At 46.7% G+C, this 20,000-nt stretch carries 16 protein-coding genes, 1 tRNA gene, 3 rRNA genes, 1 other RNA gene, 1 pseudogene and 1 other annotated feature (2 of these 23 cut by a window edge); of the genes and pseudogenes, 16 read left to right on the forward strand and 6 right to left on the reverse strand.

All coding sequences use genetic code 11. From position 1 onward, the window contains the following. Both NYE50_RS00055 and rrf read left to right on the forward strand, forming a co-directional pair. Positions 1-1,743, forward strand: a 23S ribosomal RNA gene (locus NYE50_RS00055) (it extends 1,187 nt beyond the left edge of the window). Between the two features lie 50 nt (positions 1,744-1,793). After that, positions 1,794-1,909, forward strand: a 5S ribosomal RNA gene (gene rrf, locus NYE50_RS00060). A gap of 43 nt (positions 1,910-1,952) precedes the next feature. On the opposite strand, the gene NYE50_RS00065 is transcribed toward rrf, so the two are convergent. Beyond that, on the reverse strand, positions 1,953-2,903 hold the full coding sequence (locus tag NYE50_RS00065; RefSeq protein ID WP_224989003.1) for a YaaC family protein: 951 nt from the start codon (positions 2,901-2,903) through the stop codon (positions 1,953-1,955). Positions 2,904-3,023: 120 nt separating this feature from the next. On the opposite strand from NYE50_RS00065, the gene guaB reads away from it, so the two are divergent. From guaB to serS, 5 genes are all read left to right on the forward strand, one after another. Further along, positions 3,024-4,490, forward strand: coding sequence for an IMP dehydrogenase (gene guaB / locus NYE50_RS00070; protein ID WP_003150717.1), 1,467 nt, complete (start codon positions 3,024-3,026; stop codon positions 4,488-4,490). 152 nt (positions 4,491-4,642) lie between these two features. Next, positions 4,643-5,974, forward strand: a complete 1,332-nt coding sequence (gene dacA / locus NYE50_RS00075; RefSeq protein ID WP_172869610.1) for a D-alanyl-D-alanine carboxypeptidase — start codon at positions 4,643-4,645, stop codon at positions 5,972-5,974. A gap of 196 nt (positions 5,975-6,170) precedes the next feature. Then, positions 6,171-7,055, forward strand: a complete 885-nt coding sequence (gene pdxS, locus NYE50_RS00080; protein ID WP_003150714.1) for a pyridoxal 5'-phosphate synthase lyase subunit PdxS — start codon at positions 6,171-6,173, stop codon at positions 7,053-7,055. A gap of 21 nt (positions 7,056-7,076) precedes the next feature. After that, a complete protein-coding gene (gene pdxT / locus NYE50_RS00085; protein ID WP_159353692.1) occupies positions 7,077-7,667 on the forward strand; it encodes a pyridoxal 5'-phosphate synthase glutaminase subunit PdxT in 591 nt (196 codons plus the stop codon). 52 nt (positions 7,668-7,719) lie between these two features. Then, positions 7,720-7,932, forward strand: a binding site (T-box leader). 54 nt (positions 7,933-7,986) lie between these two features. Continuing rightward, positions 7,987-9,264: a serine--tRNA ligase gene (gene serS, locus NYE50_RS00090; protein WP_007408744.1), complete on the forward strand. Its 1,278-nt coding sequence runs from the start codon at positions 7,987-7,989 to the stop codon at positions 9,262-9,264. Positions 9,265-9,274: 10 nt separating this feature from the next. On the opposite strand, the pseudogene NYE50_RS00095 reads toward serS, so the two are convergent. Further along, positions 9,275-10,407, reverse strand: a pseudogene (locus NYE50_RS00095) (glycerate kinase). A gap of 217 nt (positions 10,408-10,624) precedes the next feature. Here NYE50_RS00095 and NYE50_RS00100 point away from each other — a divergent pair. Beyond that, positions 10,625-10,717 (forward strand) — tRNA-Ser (locus NYE50_RS00100). 131 nt (positions 10,718-10,848) lie between these two features. On the opposite strand, the gene dck is transcribed toward NYE50_RS00100, so the two are convergent. The 4 genes from dck to NYE50_RS00120 all read right to left on the reverse strand — a co-directional run bounded on the left by dck (position 10,849) and on the right by NYE50_RS00120 (position 14,124). Beyond that, positions 10,849-11,502 carry a deoxyadenosine/deoxycytidine kinase gene (dck, locus tag NYE50_RS00105; RefSeq protein ID WP_029974845.1) on the reverse strand — a complete coding sequence of 218 codons (654 nt, stop codon included), beginning with the start codon at positions 11,500-11,502 and terminating at the stop codon, positions 10,849-10,851. Further along, the gene (locus NYE50_RS00110; protein WP_021494553.1) at positions 11,499-12,122 is read right to left on the reverse strand and encodes a deoxynucleoside kinase; all 624 of its coding nucleotides are present in this window, start codon (positions 12,120-12,122) and stop codon (positions 11,499-11,501) included. The genes dck and NYE50_RS00110 overlap by 4 nt, the downstream gene beginning before the upstream one ends. 95 nt (positions 12,123-12,217) lie before the next feature. Further along, entirely contained in the window at positions 12,218-13,501 is a 1,284-nt protein-coding gene (locus tag NYE50_RS00115; RefSeq protein ID WP_042893693.1) for a LysM peptidoglycan-binding domain-containing protein, read from the reverse strand. Positions 13,502-13,572: 71 nt separating this feature from the next. Then, complete coding sequence (locus NYE50_RS00120; RefSeq protein ID WP_014304186.1) at positions 13,573-14,124, reverse strand: cysteine hydrolase family protein; 552 nt, start codon at positions 14,122-14,124, stop codon at positions 13,573-13,575. 82 nt (positions 14,125-14,206) lie between these two features. Between NYE50_RS00120 and tadA the strand changes: the two genes are divergently transcribed. The 8 genes from tadA to NYE50_RS00160 all read left to right on the forward strand — a co-directional run. Then, a complete protein-coding gene (gene tadA, locus NYE50_RS00125; protein WP_007615141.1) occupies positions 14,207-14,689 on the forward strand; it encodes a tRNA adenosine(34) deaminase TadA in 483 nt (160 codons plus the stop codon). An 84-nt stretch (positions 14,690-14,773) separates the two neighbouring features. Beyond that, an RNA gene (gene ffs / locus NYE50_RS00130) (signal recognition particle sRNA large type) lies at positions 14,774-15,038 on the forward strand. A 131-nt stretch (positions 15,039-15,169) separates the two neighbouring features. Continuing rightward, a complete protein-coding gene (gene dnaX, locus NYE50_RS00135) occupies positions 15,170-16,861 on the forward strand; it encodes a DNA polymerase III subunit gamma/tau (protein WP_159353696.1) in 1,692 nt (563 codons plus the stop codon). 24 nt (positions 16,862-16,885) lie between these two features. Continuing rightward, the gene (locus tag NYE50_RS00140; RefSeq protein ID WP_003150700.1) at positions 16,886-17,209 is read left to right on the forward strand and encodes a YbaB/EbfC family nucleoid-associated protein; all 324 of its coding nucleotides are present in this window, start codon (positions 16,886-16,888) and stop codon (positions 17,207-17,209) included. A 14-nt stretch (positions 17,210-17,223) separates the two neighbouring features. Further along, the gene (gene recR / locus NYE50_RS00145; protein WP_003150697.1) at positions 17,224-17,820 is read left to right on the forward strand and encodes a recombination protein RecR; all 597 of its coding nucleotides are present in this window, start codon (positions 17,224-17,226) and stop codon (positions 17,818-17,820) included. An 18-nt stretch (positions 17,821-17,838) separates the two neighbouring features. Next, positions 17,839-18,063 (forward strand): YaaL family protein, encoded by a 225-nt coding sequence (locus NYE50_RS00150; protein ID WP_007408755.1) that lies wholly within the window; start codon positions 17,839-17,841, stop codon positions 18,061-18,063. Positions 18,064-18,123: 60 nt separating this feature from the next. Next, positions 18,124-18,387 (forward strand): pro-sigmaK processing inhibitor BofA family protein, encoded by a 264-nt coding sequence (locus tag NYE50_RS00155; protein ID WP_021494556.1) that lies wholly within the window; start codon positions 18,124-18,126, stop codon positions 18,385-18,387. A 249-nt stretch (positions 18,388-18,636) separates the two neighbouring features. Continuing rightward, positions 18,637-20,000, forward strand: a 16S ribosomal RNA gene (locus tag NYE50_RS00160) (it continues 186 nt past the right edge of the window).

Below are 20,000 nucleotides of genomic sequence, written 5' to 3' on the forward strand. Positions count from 1 at the left end.
TAAACGTATCACCGAAGCTGCGGACTGTTCTTCGAACAGTGGTAGGAGAGCGTTCTAAGGGCTGTGAAGCAAGACCGGAAGGACTTGTGGAGCGCTTAGAAGTGAGAATGCCGGTATGAGTAGCGAAAGAGGGGTGAGAATCCCCTCCACCGAATGCCTAAGGTTTCCTGAGGAAGGCTCGTCCGCTCAGGGTTAGTCGGGACCTAAGCCGAGGCCGAAAGGCGTAGGCGATGGATAACAGGTTGATATTCCTGTACCACCTCCTCACCATTTGAGCAATGGGGGGACGCAGGAGGATAGGGTAAGCGCGGTATTGGATATCCGCGTCCAAGCAGTTAGGCTGGGAAATAGGCAAATCCGTTTCCCGTGAAGGCTGAGCTGTGATGGCGAGCGAATTATAGTAGCGAAGTTCCTGATTCCACACTGCCAAGAAAAGCCTCTAGCGAGGTGAGAGGTGCCCGTACCGCAAACCGACACAGGTAGGCGAGGAGAGAATCCTAAGGTGATCGAGAGAACTCTCGTTAAGGAACTCGGCAAAATGACCCCGTAACTTCGGGAGAAGGGGTGCTCTGTTAGGGTGCAAGCCCGAGAGAGCCGCAGTGAATAGGCCCAGGCGACTGTTTAGCAAAAACACAGGTCTCTGCGAAGCCGTAAGGCGAAGTATAGGGGCTGACGCCTGCCCGGTGCTGGAAGGTTAAGAGGAGCGCTTAGCGTAAGCGAAGGTGCGAATTGAAGCCCCAGTAAACGGCGGCCGTAACTATAACGGTCCTAAGGTAGCGAAATTCCTTGTCGGGTAAGTTCCGACCCGCACGAAAGGCGCAACGATCTGGGCACTGTCTCAACGAGAGACTCGGTGAAATTATAGTACCTGTGAAGATGCAGGTTACCCGCGACAGGACGGAAAGACCCCGTGGAGCTTTACTGCAGCCTGATATTGAATGTTGGTACAGCTTGTACAGGATAGGTAGGAGCCTTGGAAACCGGAGCGCCAGCTTCGGTGGAGGCATCGGTGGGATACTACCCTGGCTGTATTGACCTTCTAACCCGCCGCCCTTATCGGGCGGGGAGACAGTGTCAGGTGGGCAGTTTGACTGGGGCGGTCGCCTCCTAAAAGGTAACGGAGGCGCCCAAAGGTTCCCTCAGAATGGTTGGAAATCATTCGCAGAGTGTAAAGGCACAAGGGAGCTTGACTGCGAGACCTACAAGTCGAGCAGGGACGAAAGTCGGGCTTAGTGATCCGGTGGTTCCGCATGGAAGGGCCATCGCTCAACGGATAAAAGCTACCCCGGGGATAACAGGCTTATCTCCCCCAAGAGTCCACATCGACGGGGAGGTTTGGCACCTCGATGTCGGCTCATCGCATCCTGGGGCTGTAGTCGGTCCCAAGGGTTGGGCTGTTCGCCCATTAAAGCGGTACGCGAGCTGGGTTCAGAACGTCGTGAGACAGTTCGGTCCCTATCCGTCGCGGGCGCAGGAAATTTGAGAGGAGCTGTCCTTAGTACGAGAGGACCGGGATGGACGCACCGCTGGTGTACCAGTTGTTCTGCCAAGGGCATCGCTGGGTAGCTATGTGCGGACGGGATAAGTGCTGAAAGCATCTAAGCATGAAGCCCCCCTCAAGATGAGATTTCCCATTCCGCAAGGAAGTAAGATCCCTGAAAGATGATCAGGTTGATAGGTCTGAGGTGGAAGTGTGGCGACACATGGAGCTGACAGATACTAATCGATCGAGGACTTAACCAATTTGAATGTATGCTTACTGTTATCTAGTTTTGAGAGAACACTCTCAATGGTTTGGTGGCGATAGCGAAGAGGTCACACCCGTTCCCATGCCGAACACGGAAGTTAAGCTCTTCAGCGCCGATGGTAGTCGGGGGTTTCCCCCTGTGAGAGTAGGACGCCGCCAAGCAATCATACGGTAAAGGCAGCTCATGATGAGCTGCCTTTTTTGTTTATAAGTATTGCTTAAGGAAATTAGAAATATAATAAGGAAATTTGCGTTCTGTGACCTCTAAGAACCTCCGGATCAATACATAATCATCGCTGACATGCTGTGTCAGCAGTTCATACCACCACTCCGTTTCATATCTCGCAATCATCCCGATATTGTAGAGAACCAAATAATGAATAATCATTTCCGGAAGATGCAGGAAGTGATCACGCTGAGAGGGAATGTAATATTGATTTTTCTCCAAGTGAAACAATAAATTTGGTGAAGACCAAGGTTCTCTGTCTATCGGGTCAGCCTCAAAAACCAAGTGGTTATGGTCTTTCCTCAGAAAAGACCACTTCAAATGATGGCTGATATATTCAGCAAAGCGGGAATCAGACATATTGTAATGAATCACCGCATGCTCAGGCACTGAAATAAGGTCATCTTTCAGCTCTACTCGGGTCAGCCAATTCTTTTTCTCTTGGAAGTAAAAGACAGTATGCAATTCAGGTATGGCTGTCAGCAATTTCTTCATCGTATACCGTTCCTCCTCAAGACCAGCTATTCCGAATAAGTGCTTCATTACATGAATACATAAGCCATTGCGCTGCACCTTCACTTCATCATCCCTAAAGGAGTAATTTTGCTTTTTGCGTTTCCGGGCAGTCACGCCGTGCGCGAGTACTGAGGCATGGCTTGGATAGCTTGGATCTGTGGTCAGAAGACAGGCTTTCAGCAATTGTGACATCCCGTAAAACAACAGAATAGGCTTAATTTCTAAAGGGGAAAGAGATGCCTGCTTATAAAAGGACTCGGCGTGTTTGATAAAGAATATGAAGCGCTCACTGTTCTTAAACGCATATCGTTTTGGTTCTTCCATGCCGCTTTCTGTATAGACTTTATTTAGAAATTTCTGGGAAGATTCTACGGAATAAAATAATGATAACTCTTTCCACTCATGATCTCTCATACGTATTTTTAAACCCTTTCCTTTATCTAAATATTTCAACTCTTTTTCGCTTCCTTGACATGCTGTTTTCTAGTTGATAATCTACATATAATATTTTGCCGAAAAGAGGGGGATTTACTAATGTGGGAAAGTAAATTTTCAAAAGAAGGCTTAACGTTCGATGATGTACTGCTCGTACCGGCTCAATCAGACGTACTTCCGCGTGATGTGGATTTATCTGTTGAACTGACAAAGACGTTAAAGCTTAATATTCCTGTCATCAGTGCGGGAATGGATACAGTAACAGAATCAGCTATGGCGATTGCGATGGCCAGACAGGGCGGCTTGGGCATTATCCATAAAAACATGTCCATCGAACAGCAGGCTGAACATGTTGACAAAGTCAAACGTTCTGAACGGGGCGTTATTACAAATCCCTTCTTTTTAACACCTGATCATCAAGTATTCGATGCGGAGCATTTGATGGGTAAATACAGAATTTCCGGTGTTCCGATTGTAGATAATAAAGACGATCAAAAGCTTGTCGGTATCATTACAAACCGTGATCTTCGCTTTATCTCTGATTATTCAATGAAAATCAGTGATGTCATGACAAAAGAAGAGCTGGTTACGGCTCCTGTGGGAACCACATTAGACGAAGCAGAAAAAATCTTACAGAAACATAAAATTGAAAAACTTCCGTTAGTGGATGACCAAAACAAATTAAAAGGTCTTATCACGATCAAAGATATTGAAAAGGTTATCGAATTCCCGAATTCATCTAAAGATGAACACGGACGCCTTATTGTCGGCGCTGCGGTAGGTGTGACAGGCGATACAATGACACGCGTCAGCAAGCTTGTTGAAGCGAATGTCGACGTTATCGTGGTTGATACGGCTCACGGACATTCCAGAGGCGTACTGAACACAGTTGCGAAAATCCGTGAAACATATCCTGAACTGAACATTATCGCGGGAAATGTTGCAACGGCTGAAGCGACAAAAGCTCTGATTGAAGCCGGAGCAAATATTGTAAAAGTGGGAATCGGACCTGGTTCTATCTGTACGACACGCGTCGTTGCAGGTGTAGGCGTACCGCAGATCACTGCCATTTATGATTGTGCCACTGAAGCGAGAAAACACGGCGCGACAATTATCGCAGACGGCGGTATTAAATTCTCCGGAGATATTACAAAAGCGTTGGCTTCAGGCGGACATGCCGTAATGCTCGGAAGCCTGCTTGCCGGTACTTCAGAAAGCCCGGGAGAGACTGAAATCTATCAAGGCAGAAGATTTAAAGTGTATCGCGGTATGGGTTCTGTCGCTGCCATGGAAAAAGGCAGTAAAGACCGATATTTCCAAGAAGAAAATAAGAAATTCGTCCCTGAAGGTATCGAAGGACGGACTCCGTACAAAGGTCCTGTAGAAGAAACAGTGTATCAGCTTGTCGGCGGTCTTCGTTCAGGTATGGGATATTGCGGTTCAAAAGACTTGCGTGCTTTAAGAGAAGAGGCTCAATTCATCCGTATGACAGGTGCCGGTCTTCGCGAAAGTCATCCGCATGATGTCCAAATTACGAAAGAATCACCAAACTACACAATCTCATAATTGTTACAAATAAAAAACATTTGACAGGGTCGCTGACTCTGTCTATTTTTTTTATATCGAGTGTGATAAAATTTATACTGTTGTGTTTTGAATTTGAATATGTCCTTAACGGCTTAATTATAGATTTAAAATGAATGACGGAGGTCGTAAGATTGAACATCACGAAATGGAAACAGCTGTTGGTGTCATTAGTGGTACTGGCACTGGCCGCAACTTGCTTTGTTCCGATGTCTAAAGCGGAGGCAGCCGGCAATGACCCGATTGATGTCAACGCATCAGCTGCGATAATGATTGAGGCTTCATCGGGAAAAATTTTATACAGTAAAAATGCAGACAAAAGACTGCCGATTGCCAGCATGACAAAAATGATGACTGAATATCTGCTTCTGGAAGCCATTAAAGAAGGAAAAGTGAAATGGGATCAAACGTATACTCCTGATGATTATGTCTATGAAATTTCTCAAGACAACAGTTTATCAAACGTCCCCCTTCGAAAAGACGGCAAATACACGGTTAAAGAACTGTATCAGGCTATGGCGATTTACTCTGCCAACGGAGCTGCGATTGCAGTTGCCGAAATTCTTGCCGGAACTGAAACGAAATTTGTCGCTGAAATGAATGCGAAAGCCAAAGAATTAGGCATGACAAACTATGATTTTAAAAATGCCACAGGGCTTGTGAATGAAGACCTTCACGGCAAGCAGCCGCAAGGAGAAGGCGTTAAAGAAGAAAGTGAAGTTTCTGCTAAAGACATGGCGCTTCTTGCAGACCGCCTGATCACTGATTATCCGGAAGTTCTCAAAACAACAAGCATTGCTAAGACGAAATTCAGAGCCGGCACTGATGATGAAATGGACATGCCGAACTGGAACTTCATGTTAAAAGGTCTTGTTTCTGAATACCCTGGCGTTGACGGCTTAAAAACGGGTTCTACTGATTCTGCGGGATCTTGTTTTACAAGCACAGCACAGCGGAACGGAATGCGGGTCATCACCGTTGTATTAAACGCTAAAGGCAACCTGCATACCGGACGTTTTGATGAAACGAAAAAAATGCTCGATTACGCATTTATCAGCAATTTCTCAATGAAAGATCTTTACCCTGAAGGCTCTCAAGTAAAAGGGCACAAAACGATTGACGTTGAAAAAGGGAAAGACAAGCAAGTCGATATTGTTTCTGACAAGGCGCTTTCTATTCCTGTGAAAAGCGGGGATGAAAAGAACTATAAAGCCGAAGTGACTTTAGATAAAAAAGAAATCACGGCTCCTGTGAAAAAGGGAACGAAAGTCGGAACGCTGACAGTTACATACAAAGGCAGTGACAAAGACTATGGCTTCCTCAAATCCAAAGAGTTCAGCGTGAATCTTGTAACGAAAAATGATGTAGATAAAGCAAACTGGTTTGTTCAGATGATGCGCGGCATCGGCGGATTCTTCTCCGGAATCTGGAACAGCGCCGTTGACACGGTAACAGGCTGGTTTTAAGAAATAAGAAAGAGCTCTGATGAAAGTTAGGGCTCTTTTGCTTAATATACTGAAAAAAACAAATTATTAGTAAAAAATGATATCTATCTTATTCATCTCGCTGTAAAATAAGAATACCCATATGAAATATTGTATTTCTGGGATACAATAAGAGATGGAAATTATCTAACTATACATTGACTAGGGGGACCAAATAATGGCTCAAACAGGTACTGATCGTGTAAAACGCGGCATGGCGGAAATGCAAAAAGGCGGCGTCATCATGGACGTTGTAAATGCTGAACAAGCGAAGATTGCGGAAGAGGCGGGAGCTGTTGCCGTAATGGCGTTAGAACGCGTTCCGGCTGATATTCGCGCTGCCGGCGGTGTTGCCCGCATGGCTGATCCGACAATCGTTGAAGAAGTAATGAATGCTGTATCCATTCCCGTAATGGCAAAAGCGCGTATCGGACATATCGTTGAAGCGCGTGTCCTTGAAGCAATGGGAGTAGATTACATCGATGAAAGTGAAGTTCTGACTCCGGCTGACGAAGAATTTCATTTAAATAAAAATGAATATACAGTCCCGTTCGTATGCGGCTGCCGTGATCTCGGCGAAGCAACGCGCCGTATCGCCGAAGGAGCTTCCATGCTTCGTACAAAAGGCGAACCGGGAACAGGAAACATTGTGGAAGCTGTCCGCCATATGAGAAAAGTAAACGCACAAGTGCGCAAAGTTGTTGCGATGAGCGATGATGAGCTGATGACTGAAGCTAAGAACCTCGGCGCTCCTTATGAACTGCTTCTTCAAATCAAGCGTGACGGCAAACTGCCTGTAGTGAACTTTGCTGCCGGCGGAGTAGCGACGCCTGCTGACGCGGCATTGATGATGCAGCTTGGTGCTGACGGCGTATTTGTCGGTTCAGGTATTTTCAAATCAGACAACCCTGCTAAATTCGCTAAAGCAATTGTTGAAGCAACGACTCATTACACAGATTACAAACTGATCGCTGAGCTTTCTAAAGAATTAGGCACAGCAATGAAAGGAATCGAAATCTCAAATCTATTGCCGGAACAGCGTATGCAAGAACGCGGCTGGTAAAATCATAGGAGAGCTGGAAGCATGTTAACAATTGGTGTACTTGGACTTCAAGGAGCAGTAAGAGAACATATTCGTTCAATTGAAGCATGTGGTTCAAAAGGTGTCGTCATTAAGCGTCCTGAACAGCTGAATGACATCGACGGCTTAATCCTGCCGGGCGGGGAAAGCACGACGATGCGGCGTTTAATGGATACGTATCATTTTATGGAGCCGCTTCGCGAGTTTGCCGCCCAAGGCAAGCCGATGTTCGGCACATGCGCCGGTCTGATTATCTTAGCCAAAGAGATAGCGGGAACGGATAACGCTCATTTAGGGCTGTTGAACGTTGTCGTCGAGCGTAATTCCTTTGGCCGTCAGGTCGACAGCTTTGAAGCTGATCTGACGATTAAAGGCCTTGATGAGCCGTTTACGGGTGTATTTATTCGCGCGCCGCATATTTTAGAAGCAGCAGAAGATGTTGAAGTGCTTTGTGAGCATAACGGACGCATCGTGGCTGCAAAGCAGGGGAATTTCCTCGGCTGCTCGTTCCATCCTGAACTGACGGATGATCACCGGGTGACAGAGCTGTTTGTGAAGATGGCGGAAAAGCATAAGCAGGAAACAGCTGTATAAAACAGTTGAAAACCGCTGATACTTATAGTACATTATAAACACAAATAAAGATCGAAAAGCGTTGACAGGAAGCAGTAGGGAGCCTCTCTTTCAAAGAGAGCCGATGGGTGGTGCGAATCGGTGAAAGATGCTGTCCGAATCCGTCCTTGAGCGAAATGCTGAAAACAAGTAGGCATTTACGGGAAAACCGTTATGTGTTAAAGCGGGAAGCAAGTGTGAGCTTGTTTTCAATCAGGGTGGCAACGCGAGAGCTCTCGTCCCTTTTAGGGGATGAGGGCTCTTTTTTATTTTCGATAAAAACAGATAGGAGTTGTTAGGCATGATTGATACGAAGGTGCTGAGAGCCAATTTTCAAGAGGTAAAAGCGAAGCTCATTCCAAAAGGCGAAGACTTATCTGACTTTGACAAGTTTGAAGAGCTGGACGAAAAGAGAAGAGAGCTTATCGGTAAAGTAGAAGAACTGAAGGGAAAACGCAATGAAGTGTCTCAGCAGGTCGCCGTTTTGAAACGGGAGAAAAAAGACGCTGATCATATTATTAAAGAGATGCGTGAAGTGGGCGAAGAAATTAAGAAGCTTGATGAAGAGCTTCGTACTGTCGAAACGACGCTCGAAACCATCCTTCTGTCTATTCCGAACATCCCGCACGATTCAGTGCCCGTCGGGGAAACGGAAGATGATAACATTGAAATTCGCAAGTGGGGAGAGGCGCCGGCATTTTCATATGAGCCGAAACCGCATTGGGATATCGCAGACCATTTAAACATTCTTGATTTTGAACGCGCTTCAAAAGTAACAGGCAGCCGGTTTGTGTTTTATAAAGGATTAGGCGCCCGCCTCGAACGCGCGCTCTACAACTTTATGCTGGATCTTCACGTTGATGAATATGATTACACGGAAGTCATTCCTCCTTATATGGTAAACCGTACGAGCATGACAGGTACAGGACAGCTTCCTAAATTTGAAGAGGATGCTTTTAAAATCAGAGAAGAGGATTATTTCTTAATTCCGACGGCGGAAGTGCCGATTACAAATATGCACCGCGATGAAATCTTATCCGGTGAGAACCTGCCGATCAATTATGCCGCATTCAGCGCTTGCTTCCGTTCAGAAGCGGGGTCTGCCGGCCGTGATACACGCGGTTTGATCCGCCAGCATCAGTTCAACAAGGTTGAGCTTGTGAAATTCGTGAAGCCGGAAGATTCTTATGAGGAGCTTGAAAAACTGACAAATCAAGCCGAGCGGGTGCTTCAGCTGCTCGAACTGCCGTATCGTGTCATGAGCATGTGTACCGGTGATCTCGGCTTTACAGCCGCGAAAAAGTACGATATTGAGGTATGGATTCCAAGCCAAGACACATACCGTGAAATTTCTTCTTGCAGTAACTTTGAGGCCTTCCAGGCGAGACGCGCAAACATTCGATTCAGACGCGAAGCGAAAGGCAAGCCGGAGCATGTGCATACATTAAACGGTTCAGGTCTTGCAGTCGGCAGAACAGTAGCTGCCATCTTAGAAAACTATCAGCAAGAGGACGGAAGTGTCATTATTCCGAAAGTGCTTCGTCCTTATATGGGAAATAAAGAAGTCATCAAACCGTAAAAGGTGCGCCCTAGAGGCGCGCCTTTTTTGCTGTCCGGTAAAGAGCGGCGGCATTCCGGGCTGTGCTTTCAAGGTTAAAACGGCCGGATGCTAAGGCGTCTTCAAGACTTACAGCACCCGGCACGATAGAAAATACAGCTGTTATTCCTGCGCTGTAAACATGCTCGAAATTTTTGCCTAAGGAGCCCGCCAATGCGATAACGGGAATTTCTTGAGCAGATGCGCGTGCGGCGATCCCGGCGGGGGTTTTGCCGAATATCGTTTGTCCGTCTATCTGCCCCTCTCCGGTAATGACAAGGTCAGCGCCTCTTATCTGATCTGAGAAGGACAGTGTATCTAATACAACATCAATCCCGCTTTGAAGTTCTGCCTGTAAGAAAGCGATCAGTCCGGCGCCGAGTCCTCCTGCGGCGCCCGCGCCTTTTACGGTATCCGCTTCAATATCGTGCTGACGTCTCAATACGTCAGCGAAATGGCGTAAATTGCGATCCAATACAACTTTAGTCTTCTCGGACGCCCCTTTTTGCGGGCCGAAGACATATGACGCGCCGTTTTCACCGGTCAGAGGATTTTCGACATCACATGCGGCGCGAAAACGGATATGTATCAGATCAGGAGAGAGACCGCTTATATCAATAGAAGCTAGGGTGTGCAGAGCGCCTCCGCCGTCAGGTATCTCCTGACCTTCCTCATTTAAGAAACGCACACCGAGCGCGCTCGCCATTCCTGTTCCGCCGTCATTGGTTGCGCTCCCGCCAAGACCGATGATGATTTCACTCACCCCGCGGGAAGCTGCATCTGCTATCAGTTCACCCGTTCCTCTTGTCGTTGTGTGCAATGGATCTCTGAGATGGCGGGGAACGAGATGAAGTCCCGATGCTTCCGCCATTTCAATGACTGCCGTGCGTCCGTCTCCCAGAAGTCCATATGCGGCGTTTACCGGCGTTCCCAGCGGACCGGTCACAGTTTTTTTGAAGTGGCATCCGTCAAAGCCTGAACGGTTCCTTCTCCGCCGTCGGCCGCGGGTATCTTGATATATTCCGCGTCAGGGAAGACCGCTTTGAATCCTTTTTCTATGCTGTCAGCGGCTTCTTTTGATGTCATGCTTTCTTTGAAAGAATCGGGTGCAATGATGATTTTCATTATGTTCTCCACCTTTATGAGCAGGTTATCTGTTTGAAGCTATTCTTGATTTTTACTGTGTTTTCCTGCCCGTATGGCATACTGAGGTTGAATTGGACGCAAGACTTTTGTATGATAGTAAAGCTGACGGACAAGCCGTTTAAGAAATGAAATAAAAAATATGAAAAAGCGCTTGACTGAAATTTAGGTCATGTGGTATATTATTAAATGTCGATACGGAGGAATACCCAAGTCTGGCTGAAGGGATCGGTCTTGAAAACCGACAGGGGTGTCAAAGCCCGCGGGGGTTCGAATCCCTCTTCCTCCGCCATATTGATTTTAAACCTAATGAAACTCGAGCATATATTGGAGATTGTTTTGTCCGCTGCATGTGATGCAGCGGATTTTTTATATGCAAAAAAAGCGATTTTCTCTGTTCGGGGGAAAATCGCTTTGCTATTTTTATTTGTTTCTGTTTTCGTTGATCACGTGACTGATTTTTTCGATCAAAGGTTCCAGTGACTGTTCATCAGCTTCAAGGTCATAATCTTCAATGCGTACTTTCAGCACAGGGCAGGCGTTAAAACCGCTGATCCAGTCTTCGTACCGTGTATACATCTCTTCCCAATAGGAGCGGTTTGTCTGCAGCTCCATCTCGCGGCCCCGCTTTTCAATCCGGTTTATAATGTTTTCAAGGTCGCCTTCTAAATAGATCAAAACATCAGGATGCGGGAAGTACGGCGTCATGACCATCGCCTCAAATAGGCTTGTGTATGTTGTGTAATCTGTCAGCGACATGGTTCCTTTATCGGCATGCATTTTTGCGAATATGCCTGTATCTTCATAAATCGAACGGTCCTGCACGAATCCGCCGCCTGATTCAAACATATTTTTCTGCTCTTTGAACCGCTCAGCCAGAAAATAAATTTGCAAATGGAAGCTCCAGCGTTCAAAATCGTGATAAAACTTCTCTAAATAAGGATTTTCATCCACTTCCTCGAGTGAGGTAGAAAACCCGAGCCGTTTTGCTAAAGCTTTGGTCAAAGTCGATTTTCCGACTCCTACTGTTCCCGCTACTGTTATAATGGCGTTGTTTGGAATATGAATGTCTTTCATTTAATAAGCTCCTTTACCTGACGGGCAATTCTTTCATAGTCTGTCTTATTCAAAACAAAGTCTTCAGTATCACCGTCAATGGTCAGTACAGATATATTCGGATCTTCTTCCTGAAGCTGTCTGATGGCTGTGTCGTAATCTGCAATGAGACGTTCCAGATATTGATGTTCGATATTTTTCTCAAATGGGCGCCCGCGTTTTTCAATGCGTTGAAGCAATGTCGGCAGGCTTGCCTTTATGTATACAATAACATTCGGTTTCGGCAGGTCGTGAGTGAGCAGATGATAAATCTGCTTATATTTCTCAAGCTTTTGGCCGTGCAATGTACGCTCTGCGAAAATAACATTTTTATAAATATGATAATCGGACAAAACGGGCTGTCCTTGTTCTAAATAATCTCGATCGGTGTCTTCAAGCTGTTTATACCTGTGACATAGAAAAAACATTTCAAGCTGGAAACTCCACTCCTCGATATTGTCATAAAACTTATCGAGATAAGGATTGTCTTCCACAATCTCATTAATCATAGGAAAACCGAGCTCTTCAGAAAGCATCGTAGCGAGTGTCGTTTTTCCTGCCCCGATAGGACCTTCTACCGCGATAAAAGGGGCTCTGTTCATTGAAAATCCTCCTTAATTCTGCAAACATCCGTCAGCTGCCGGCCTATATATTGTATCACACTCTCAGAAAAGCCCATGAAAAAAGACGCTTCCAATTAACGAAACGTCTCTTTTACAATATGAAATTGATCGTTGAGCAAAAGCCAGTTTTGCGGGAAAGAAAGGCCGAGTTTCCAATAGCTGATCCCTCTTAAATGCAGTTCTTTAATTAAATTGAATTTCGCTTGAATGGACCGGGCATCTTCAAACCATACTTCATGCCGTCTCTGATTTTCATCCGTGTAACGAAAGAATGGAGCCTGGGCGGTTTCGTCATATTGAATGTCGACTTTATGGCGTGCTGCCAGAGCGATTGCCTGCTGAGGACTGACGGCTTTCGCTGTCGTTCCCTGTTTGAAAGGCAGTGTCCAATCGTAGCCGTACATATTCTGGCCCATGACGATTTTTGAAGAAGGCATTTCCGTCAGCGCGTACTCAATGACATTTCTTACAGGGCCGATAGGTGATACGGCCTGAGCCGGGCCTCCGCTGTACCCCCACTCATATGTCATGATCACGACAAAATCGACGATTTCTCCATGTGCCCTATAGTCATGTGCTTCGTACCATTTGCCGGCCTGAGTCGCGCTCGTTTTCGGAGCAAGCGCCGTTGAAATCTTCCAGCCTTCCCGATGAAAAATCGTCCTCGCTTCACGTAAAAAACGATTGTAGGCTTCTCTGTCCTGTGGACGTAAATATTCGAAATCAAAGTGAATATCGCGAAAGCCGTGCTTTTTAGCCGTGGAGACGATTTCCTGAAAAAGTTTTGTTTTCACTGTATTGTCATTCAAGATGAGCCGCCCGAGTTCATCGCTGAATGCGTCATTTTCAAGGTTGGTGATGATCATCATCAGTGTGGTGTTGTGCCTGTCACTGATGCTTTTTAAATTGGTCAGAGGCGGTTCCTTTAAAGTCCCGTTCCGCTGCACTTGAAAACTGAATGCGCCGAGGTATGTTAAATAAGGAGAGGCCTCCCTTGCCGCCTGCTGCAGATTAGCGCTTACGCTCGTTCCCCGCGGTTCTATATATGCGTTTGATTCGATATCGGGCTTATTCGCCTGCTGCGGAATGTAAAGGCGGGTTCCGACTCTCAATGTGGTGCCGGGCTGAATTCCGTTCACCCTCGCAAGCTCCGCGGCCGATATATGAAAACGGCCGGCGATTGCCTCGAGAGTATCACCTTGTTTTACTTCGTAATATTGACCCTCAATCGGGATGACAAGGGTTTGTCCGACAACCAATGTATTGGGATTAGGCAGTTTATTTGCTTCCGCAATGACATTTGCGGCTGTCCGGTAGCGCGCCGCAATAGCGGAAAGCGTGTCGCCCCGTTTCACTATATAGATCTGAATGAAAAACGCCTCCTTTCATATCCGCTATCAAATATATGAAAAAAGGAGGCTGATCATGTTTATTTTTCGGCGGTAATTTGTTTTTCCGTGGTTATTTCTGCGAAGAGAACATTCTCCATCATGGTCAAAGCGAAATCATTGTCTTCGTCGTTATTGGAAGCGGTGCAGTCTTTCGGAATGGCAATGCTGTATTCTCTCATATAGGCGTCGTTGGCCGTGAACAGCACACAAATGTTCCCGGCAATCCCCGTGATGATTAATCGGTTCACTTGTAATTCGGTCAGAAGGGTGTGAAGCGCCGTTTCGTAAAAAGCGGAATGCTTCGGTTTAATGAGAAAATAATCATCCGGCTGAGGCGAAATATCTTTTATAATGGAGGCGCTTCTGTCGTTGCTGCATTCCTCCCTGATGGCATCAATATCAGCCTTCCAGAGCCCGTAATGGTCATTAATATAAATAATCGGCCAGTTGCTTTGTTTTGCATGCTTCTTTAATGATAAAATACGGGGGACAATTTGTTTGGTTTTTTCAGCAAGACGTTCGCCCATATCAAATTGAAAATTGTTGATCATATCGACAATCAGAAGGGCTGTGTTGTTAGGTTCAGACAATACCGGCAACTCCTTTCTGCTGGGGTATTCCTATTTTAACCTTTATGAGACATGAAAAAACTTAAGAAGAGAGCTCGAACCTATGAATGATGAATATTATATGAGAGAAGCCATAAAAGAAGCGAAGAAAGCCGAAGCGAAAGGTGAAGTGCCGATCGGAGCAGTTCTTGTTCTGCACGATGAGATCGTGGCGCGGGCGCATAATCTGCGGGAGACTGAACAGAGGTCGCTTGCCCACGCCGAAATGCTGGCGATAGACGAAGCGTGCCGTAAGCTGGGGACATGGAGACTTGAGGATGCCGTTCTCTATGTCACTTTGGAGCCGTGTCCGATGTGCGCGGGAGCCGTCGTGCTTTCGAGAGTCGATAAGGTCGTATTCGGCGCATTTGACCCCAAGGGGGGCTGTACAGGAACGCTGATGAACCTCTTGCAGGAAGAGCGGTTCAACCACCAAGCGGAAGTGGTGAGCGGAGTGCTCGGAGAAGAGTGCGGAGAAATGCTCAGCGCTTTTTTCAGAAAGCTGCGCCGGCAAAAGAAAGACATGAGGAAAAAGTTGTCTGAGTAGTACGGTTGCATTTTCTGCCTGAAGCAGATATACTTATGTGTGCATCATGAATGGTGCGCATATCAAAATTTGATATTTATTTTGCCGTGCTAAGCGGGGAGGTAGCGGTGCCCTGTACCCGCAATCCGCTCTAGCGGGGCCGAATCCCTTCTCGAGGTTCGTTTACTGTAAGGTCTGCCTTAAGTAAGTGGCGTTGACGTCTGGGTCCTGCGCAATGGGAATTCATGAACCATGTCAGGTCCGGAAGGAAGCAGCATTAAGTGAAACCTCTCATGTGCCGCAGGGTTGCCTGGACTGAGCTAACTGCTTAAGTAACGCTTAGGGTAGCGAATCGACAGAAGGTGCACGGTAAATCAATCATCAAATTTCAGACTCACCTGTTACGCAGGTGAGTTTTTTCGTATATGAAAAACGGGTTTTGGCGTTAAAAGCACGTTCATGTATAATAAACATGATGAATAACAGAGGAGGGCGCATCCTGTGGGTTACCAAGCTTTATATCGAGTATTTAGGCCTCAGCAGTTTGAAGATGTGGTCGGACAGGAACACATTACGAAAACGCTGCAAAATGCCCTTTTGCAAAAGAAATTTTCTCATGCATATCTGTTTTCTGGACCGCGGGGAACGGGAAAAACCAGTGCAGCTAAAATATTTGCGAAAGCAGTCAACTGTGAGCACGCTCCCGTAGAAGAACCGTGCAATGAATGTGCGGCGTGCAAGGGGATCACAAACGGCTCTATATCAGATGTGATTGAAATAGATGCGGCGTCGAATAACGGCGTAGACGAAATCCGCGACATCCGTGACAAAGTAAAATTCGCCCCGTCGGCCGTCACCTACAAAGTATATATTATAGATGAGGTGCATATGCTCTCTATCGGCGCATTCAATGCGCTTCTGAAAACGCTGGAAGAACCGCCGGCACATTGCATTTTCATATTAGCTACGACTGAGCCTCATAAGATTCCTTTAACCATTATCTCCAGATGTCAGCGTTTTGACTTCAAACGGATTACATCCAAAGCAATTGTCGGACGAATGAAGACAATCGTCGATGCAGAGCAGCTGAAGGTGGAAGAAGGAGCCCTTGATATCATAGCGAGCGCCGCAGACGGTGGAATGAGGGACGCGCTGAGCCTGCTCGATCAAGCCGTATCATTCAGCGGCGAGGAGCTGTCGGTAGATGATGCACTGCTTATTACCGGAGCCGTTTCCCAGCACTATATCGGAAAACTGGCATCTGCTCTTCACCGCAAACAGGTTTCCGAGGCATTGGAAACACTGAATGAACTGCTTCAGCAGGGGAAAGATGCGGCCAAACTGATTGAAGATATGATCTTTTATTTCAGAGATATGCTCTTGTACCAGGCTGCTCCAGGTTTAGAAGGAGTCCTGGAGAAGGTGAAGGTCGATGAAACGTTCCGGAGTCTGAGCGGTGAAATACCGGCCCCCGCTTTATATGAGATGATTGACATCCTGAATAAAAGCCATCAGGAAATGAAGTGGACGAACCACCCAAGAATCTTTTTTGAAGTAGCTGTCGTGAAAATATGCCAGACGGCACAGCAATCCGCCGGAGATATCCCTGAGGTCGGCATGCTGATGAATAAGATCCAGCAGCTTGAGCAGGAAGTAGAAAGGCTGAAAACCTCCGGTGTGAAGGTTCAGATGGAAAGCGCTCCGAAAGAAGCTCCGCGTCCTCAAAAAGGCGGAAAAAGCCATTATAAAGCCCCGGTCGGAAGAATTCATGAGATATTGAAGGAAGCCACAAGACCTGATCTTGAACAGCTTAAAAGCAGCTGGGGCAAGCTGCTGGCACACCTGAAACAGCAGAATAAGGTGTCTCATGCGGCTCTTTTGAATGACAGTGAACCGGTAGCTGCAGCTCAAAAGGCATTTGTGCTTAAATTTAAATACGAAATCCATTGTAAAATGGTTGCAGAAGACAATAATGGAGTCCGTACGAATCTTGAACAGATTCTTGAATCAATGCTCGGGAAAAGAATGGATTTGATTGGCGTTCCGGAAGCACAATGGGGTAAAATAAGAGAAGAATTTTTAAATGATCACCAGCAGGAAAGTGAAGGATCAAACGAACCGGCTGAAGAAGATCCGCTGATTGCAGAGGCGAAAAAACTTGTCGGAGCGGATTTAATCGAAATAAAAGACTAATAAGATGAAAGAGAGTGATTGAATATGCGTGGCGGAATGGGAAACATGCAAAAAATGATGAAACAAATGCAAAAAATGCAAAAGGATATGGCGAAGGCTCAGGAGGAGCTTGCTGAAAAAGTGCTCGAAGGCACAGCGGGCGGCGGTATGGTGACTGTAAAAGTCAACGGCCAAAAAGAAGTTGTAGACGTTGCCATTAAAGAAGAAGTCGTTGATCCGGAAGATATCGAAATGCTTCAGGACCTGGTTCTTGCTGCGACAAACGACGCCCTCAAAAAAGTGGATGACATGACGAATGAGACAATGGGACAATTTACAAAAGGAATGAACATACCGGGTTTATTCTAGGGGGATAAATAAACATGCAGTATCCTGAACCAATATCAAAGCTGATTGACAGCTTTATGAAATTGCCAGGGATCGGACCGAAAACAGCGGTTCGTCTGGCTTTTTTTGTTCTAGGTATGAAAGAAGACACAGTATTGGATTTTGCTAAGGCGCTTGTCAATGCGAAGCGGAATCTGACATATTGCTCGATTTGCGGACATATAACAGATCAGGACCCTTGTTATATATGTGAGGACACAAGAAGGGATAAGTCTGTTATTTGTGTCGTGCAGGACCCTAAGGATGTGATCGCAATGGAGAAAATGAAGGAATATAACGGCCAGTATCATGTTCTTCACGGCGCGATTTCACCAATGGACGGCATCGGCCCGGAGGATATTAAGATTCCGGAGCTGCTGAAACGTCTTCAGGATGATCAAGTGACAGAAGTTATTCTCGCAACCAACCCTAATATTGAAGGGGAAGCAACAGCGATGTATATATCAAGGCTGTTAAAGCCCTCAGGCATCAAGCTCTCCCGTATTGCCCACGGTCTGCCCGTCGGCGGTGATTTGGAATATGCTGATGAGGTCACTCTTTCAAAAGCTCTTGAAGGAAGACGTGAATTGTAAGGGAGGAAAAGGCAAGGCATGGGTTTTCTTCGCAGAAATACATTAAGAAAAGAGTTTGATGAGAAGCTGATAGAACAGCTCTTTAAACAAAAAGAAGAATGGAACAGACAGAAGAGTCTGGTCGAGAAAAGTCTCGAGCCCTCCGCTGAGGTGTTGTTTGAGCTGAAAGTCGCTGAATCTAAGTACTTTTTTTATTTGAAAGAAGCGAAGCAGCGGAATTTGAAAATGAGCAGATGGAAGTAAGAGGTCTATTCTCCGGGATCTTCTCATAAGCTTGTACTAAACAAGCGAGGGGGAAGATTCATGGAGCCTTTTTTCATTATCGGTTTGATTGTCGGTCTGGTTGCTTTGCTTTTTTTATGGGGAGTATCTTCAAAACCGCTAAGATGGATCGGTGTGACTGCCATTAAATTTGTTGCCGGCGCGATTTTGCTGGTGGGTGTGAACTTGTTCGGGGGCAGTCTCGGTATTCATATCCCTGTTAACCTGATTACAACGGGCATCAGCGGGATTCTGGGGATTCCCGGCATCGCGGCTTTGATAGTCATTAAACGCTTCATCATTTAATTTGTCGATTATTGTTGACATGTTGGATCAAGGGTGGTATTCTAATATACGTCGCTGATGACGAAACGAATTCTTAAAAAAGAAATTTTAAAAAGTTATTGACGGCATTGAAGTTGATATGTTACAATAATTAAGTCGCTTCAAGAGCGATGGGCAAAGTTCTTTGAAAACTAAACAAGACAAAACGTACCTGTTAATTCAAAGTTTTAAATAAATCGCACAGCGATGTGCGTAGTCAGTCAAACTACTTTATCGGAGAGTTTGATCCTGGCTCAGGACGAACGCTGGCGGCGTGCCTAATACATGCAAGTCGAGCGGACAGATGGGAGCTTGCTCCCTGATGTTAGCGGCGGACGGGTGAGTAACACGTGGGTAACCTGCCTGTAAGACTGGGATAACTCCGGGAAACCGGGGCTAATACCGGATGGTTGTTTGAACCGCATGGTTCAGACATAAAAGGTGGCTTCGGCTACCACTTACAGATGGACCCGCGGCGCATTAGCTAGTTGGTGAGGTAACGGCTCACCAAGGCGACGATGCGTAGCCGACCTGAGAGGGTGATCGGCCACACTGGGACTGAGACACGGCCCAGACTCCTACGGGAGGCAGCAGTAGGGAATCTTCCGCAATGGACGAAAGTCTGACGGAGCAACGCCGCGTGAGTGATGAAGGTTTTCGGATCGTAAAGCTCTGTTGTTAGGGAAGAACAAGTGCCGTTCAAATAGGGCGGCACCTTGACGGTACCTAACCAGAAAGCCACGGCTAACTACGTGCCAGCAGCCGCGGTAATACGTAGGTGGCAAGCGTTGTCCGGAATTATTGGGCGTAAAGGGCTCGCAGGCGGTTTCTTAAGTCTGATGTGAAAGCCCCCGGCTCAACCGGGGAGGGTCATTGGAAACTGGGGAACTTGAGTGCAGAAGAGGAGAGTGGAATTCCACGTGTAGCGGTGAAATGCGTAGAGATGTGGAGGAACACCAGTGGCGAAGGCGACTCTCTGGTCTGTAACTGACGCTGAGGAGCGAAAGCGTGGGGAGCGAACAGGATTAGATACCCTGGTAGTCCACGCCGTAAACGATGAGTGCTAAGTGTTAGGGGGTTTCCGCCCCTTAGTGCTGCAGCTAACGCATTAAGCACTCCGCCTGGGGAGTACGGTCGCAAGACTGAAACTCAAAGGAATTGACGGGGGCCCGCACAAGCGGTGGAGCATGTGGTTTAATTCGAAGCAACGCGAAGAACCTTACCAGGTCTTGACATCCTCTGACAATCCTAGAGATAGGACGTCCCCTTCGGGGGCAGAGTGACAGGTGGTGCATGGTTGTCGTCAGCTCGTGTCGTGAGATGTTGGGTTAAGTCCCGCAACGAGCGCAACCCTTGATCTTAGTTGCCAGCATTCAGTTGGGCACTCTAAGGTGACTGCCGGTGACAAACCGGAGGAAGGTGGGGATGACGTCAAATCATCATGCCCCTTATGACCTGGGCTACACACGTGCTACAATGGACAGAACAAAGGGCAGCGAAACCGCGAGGTTAAGCCAATCCCACAAATCTGTTCTCAGTTCGGATCGCAGTCTGCAACTCGACTGCGTGAAGCTGGAATCGCTAGTAATCGCGGA

It is taken from the genome of Bacillus sp. EU55 (assembly GCF_038005925.1).
Taxonomy (GTDB): Bacteria; Bacillota; Bacilli; order Bacillales; family Bacillaceae; genus Bacillus; species Bacillus velezensis.

Bases quoted from the DNA above. Each gene is read 5' to 3' on its own strand.
- NYE50_RS00155 (WP_021494556.1), top strand. From the start codon at position 18,124: ATGGAGCCTTTTTTCATTATCGGTTTGATTGTCGGTCTGGTTGCTTTG.
- NYE50_RS00150 (WP_007408755.1), top strand. From the start codon at position 17,839: ATGGGTTTTCTTCGCAGAAATACATTAAGAAAAGAGTTTGATGAGAAG.
- tadA (WP_007615141.1), top strand. From the start codon at position 14,207: ATGAATGATGAATATTATATGAGAGAAGCCATAAAAGAAGCGAAGAAA.
- guaB (WP_003150717.1), top strand. From the start codon at position 3,024: ATGTGGGAAAGTAAATTTTCAAAAGAAGGCTTAACGTTCGATGATGTA.
- serS (WP_007408744.1), top strand. From the start codon at position 7,987: ATGATTGATACGAAGGTGCTGAGAGCCAATTTTCAAGAGGTAAAAGCG.
- NYE50_RS00140 (WP_003150700.1), top strand. From the start codon at position 16,886: ATGCGTGGCGGAATGGGAAACATGCAAAAAATGATGAAACAAATGCAA.
- NYE50_RS00110 (WP_021494553.1), bottom strand. From the start codon at position 12,122: ATGAACAGAGCCCCTTTTATCGCGGTAGAAGGTCCTATCGGGGCAGGA.
- dck (WP_029974845.1), bottom strand. From the start codon at position 11,502: ATGAAAGACATTCATATTCCAAACAACGCCATTATAACAGTAGCGGGA.
- pdxS (WP_003150714.1), top strand. From the start codon at position 6,171: ATGGCTCAAACAGGTACTGATCGTGTAAAACGCGGCATGGCGGAAATG.
- NYE50_RS00065 (WP_224989003.1), bottom strand. From the start codon at position 2,903: ATGAGAGATCATGAGTGGAAAGAGTTATCATTATTTTATTCCGTAGAA.
- pdxT (WP_159353692.1), top strand. From the start codon at position 7,077: ATGTTAACAATTGGTGTACTTGGACTTCAAGGAGCAGTAAGAGAACAT.
- recR (WP_003150697.1), top strand. From the start codon at position 17,224: ATGCAGTATCCTGAACCAATATCAAAGCTGATTGACAGCTTTATGAAA.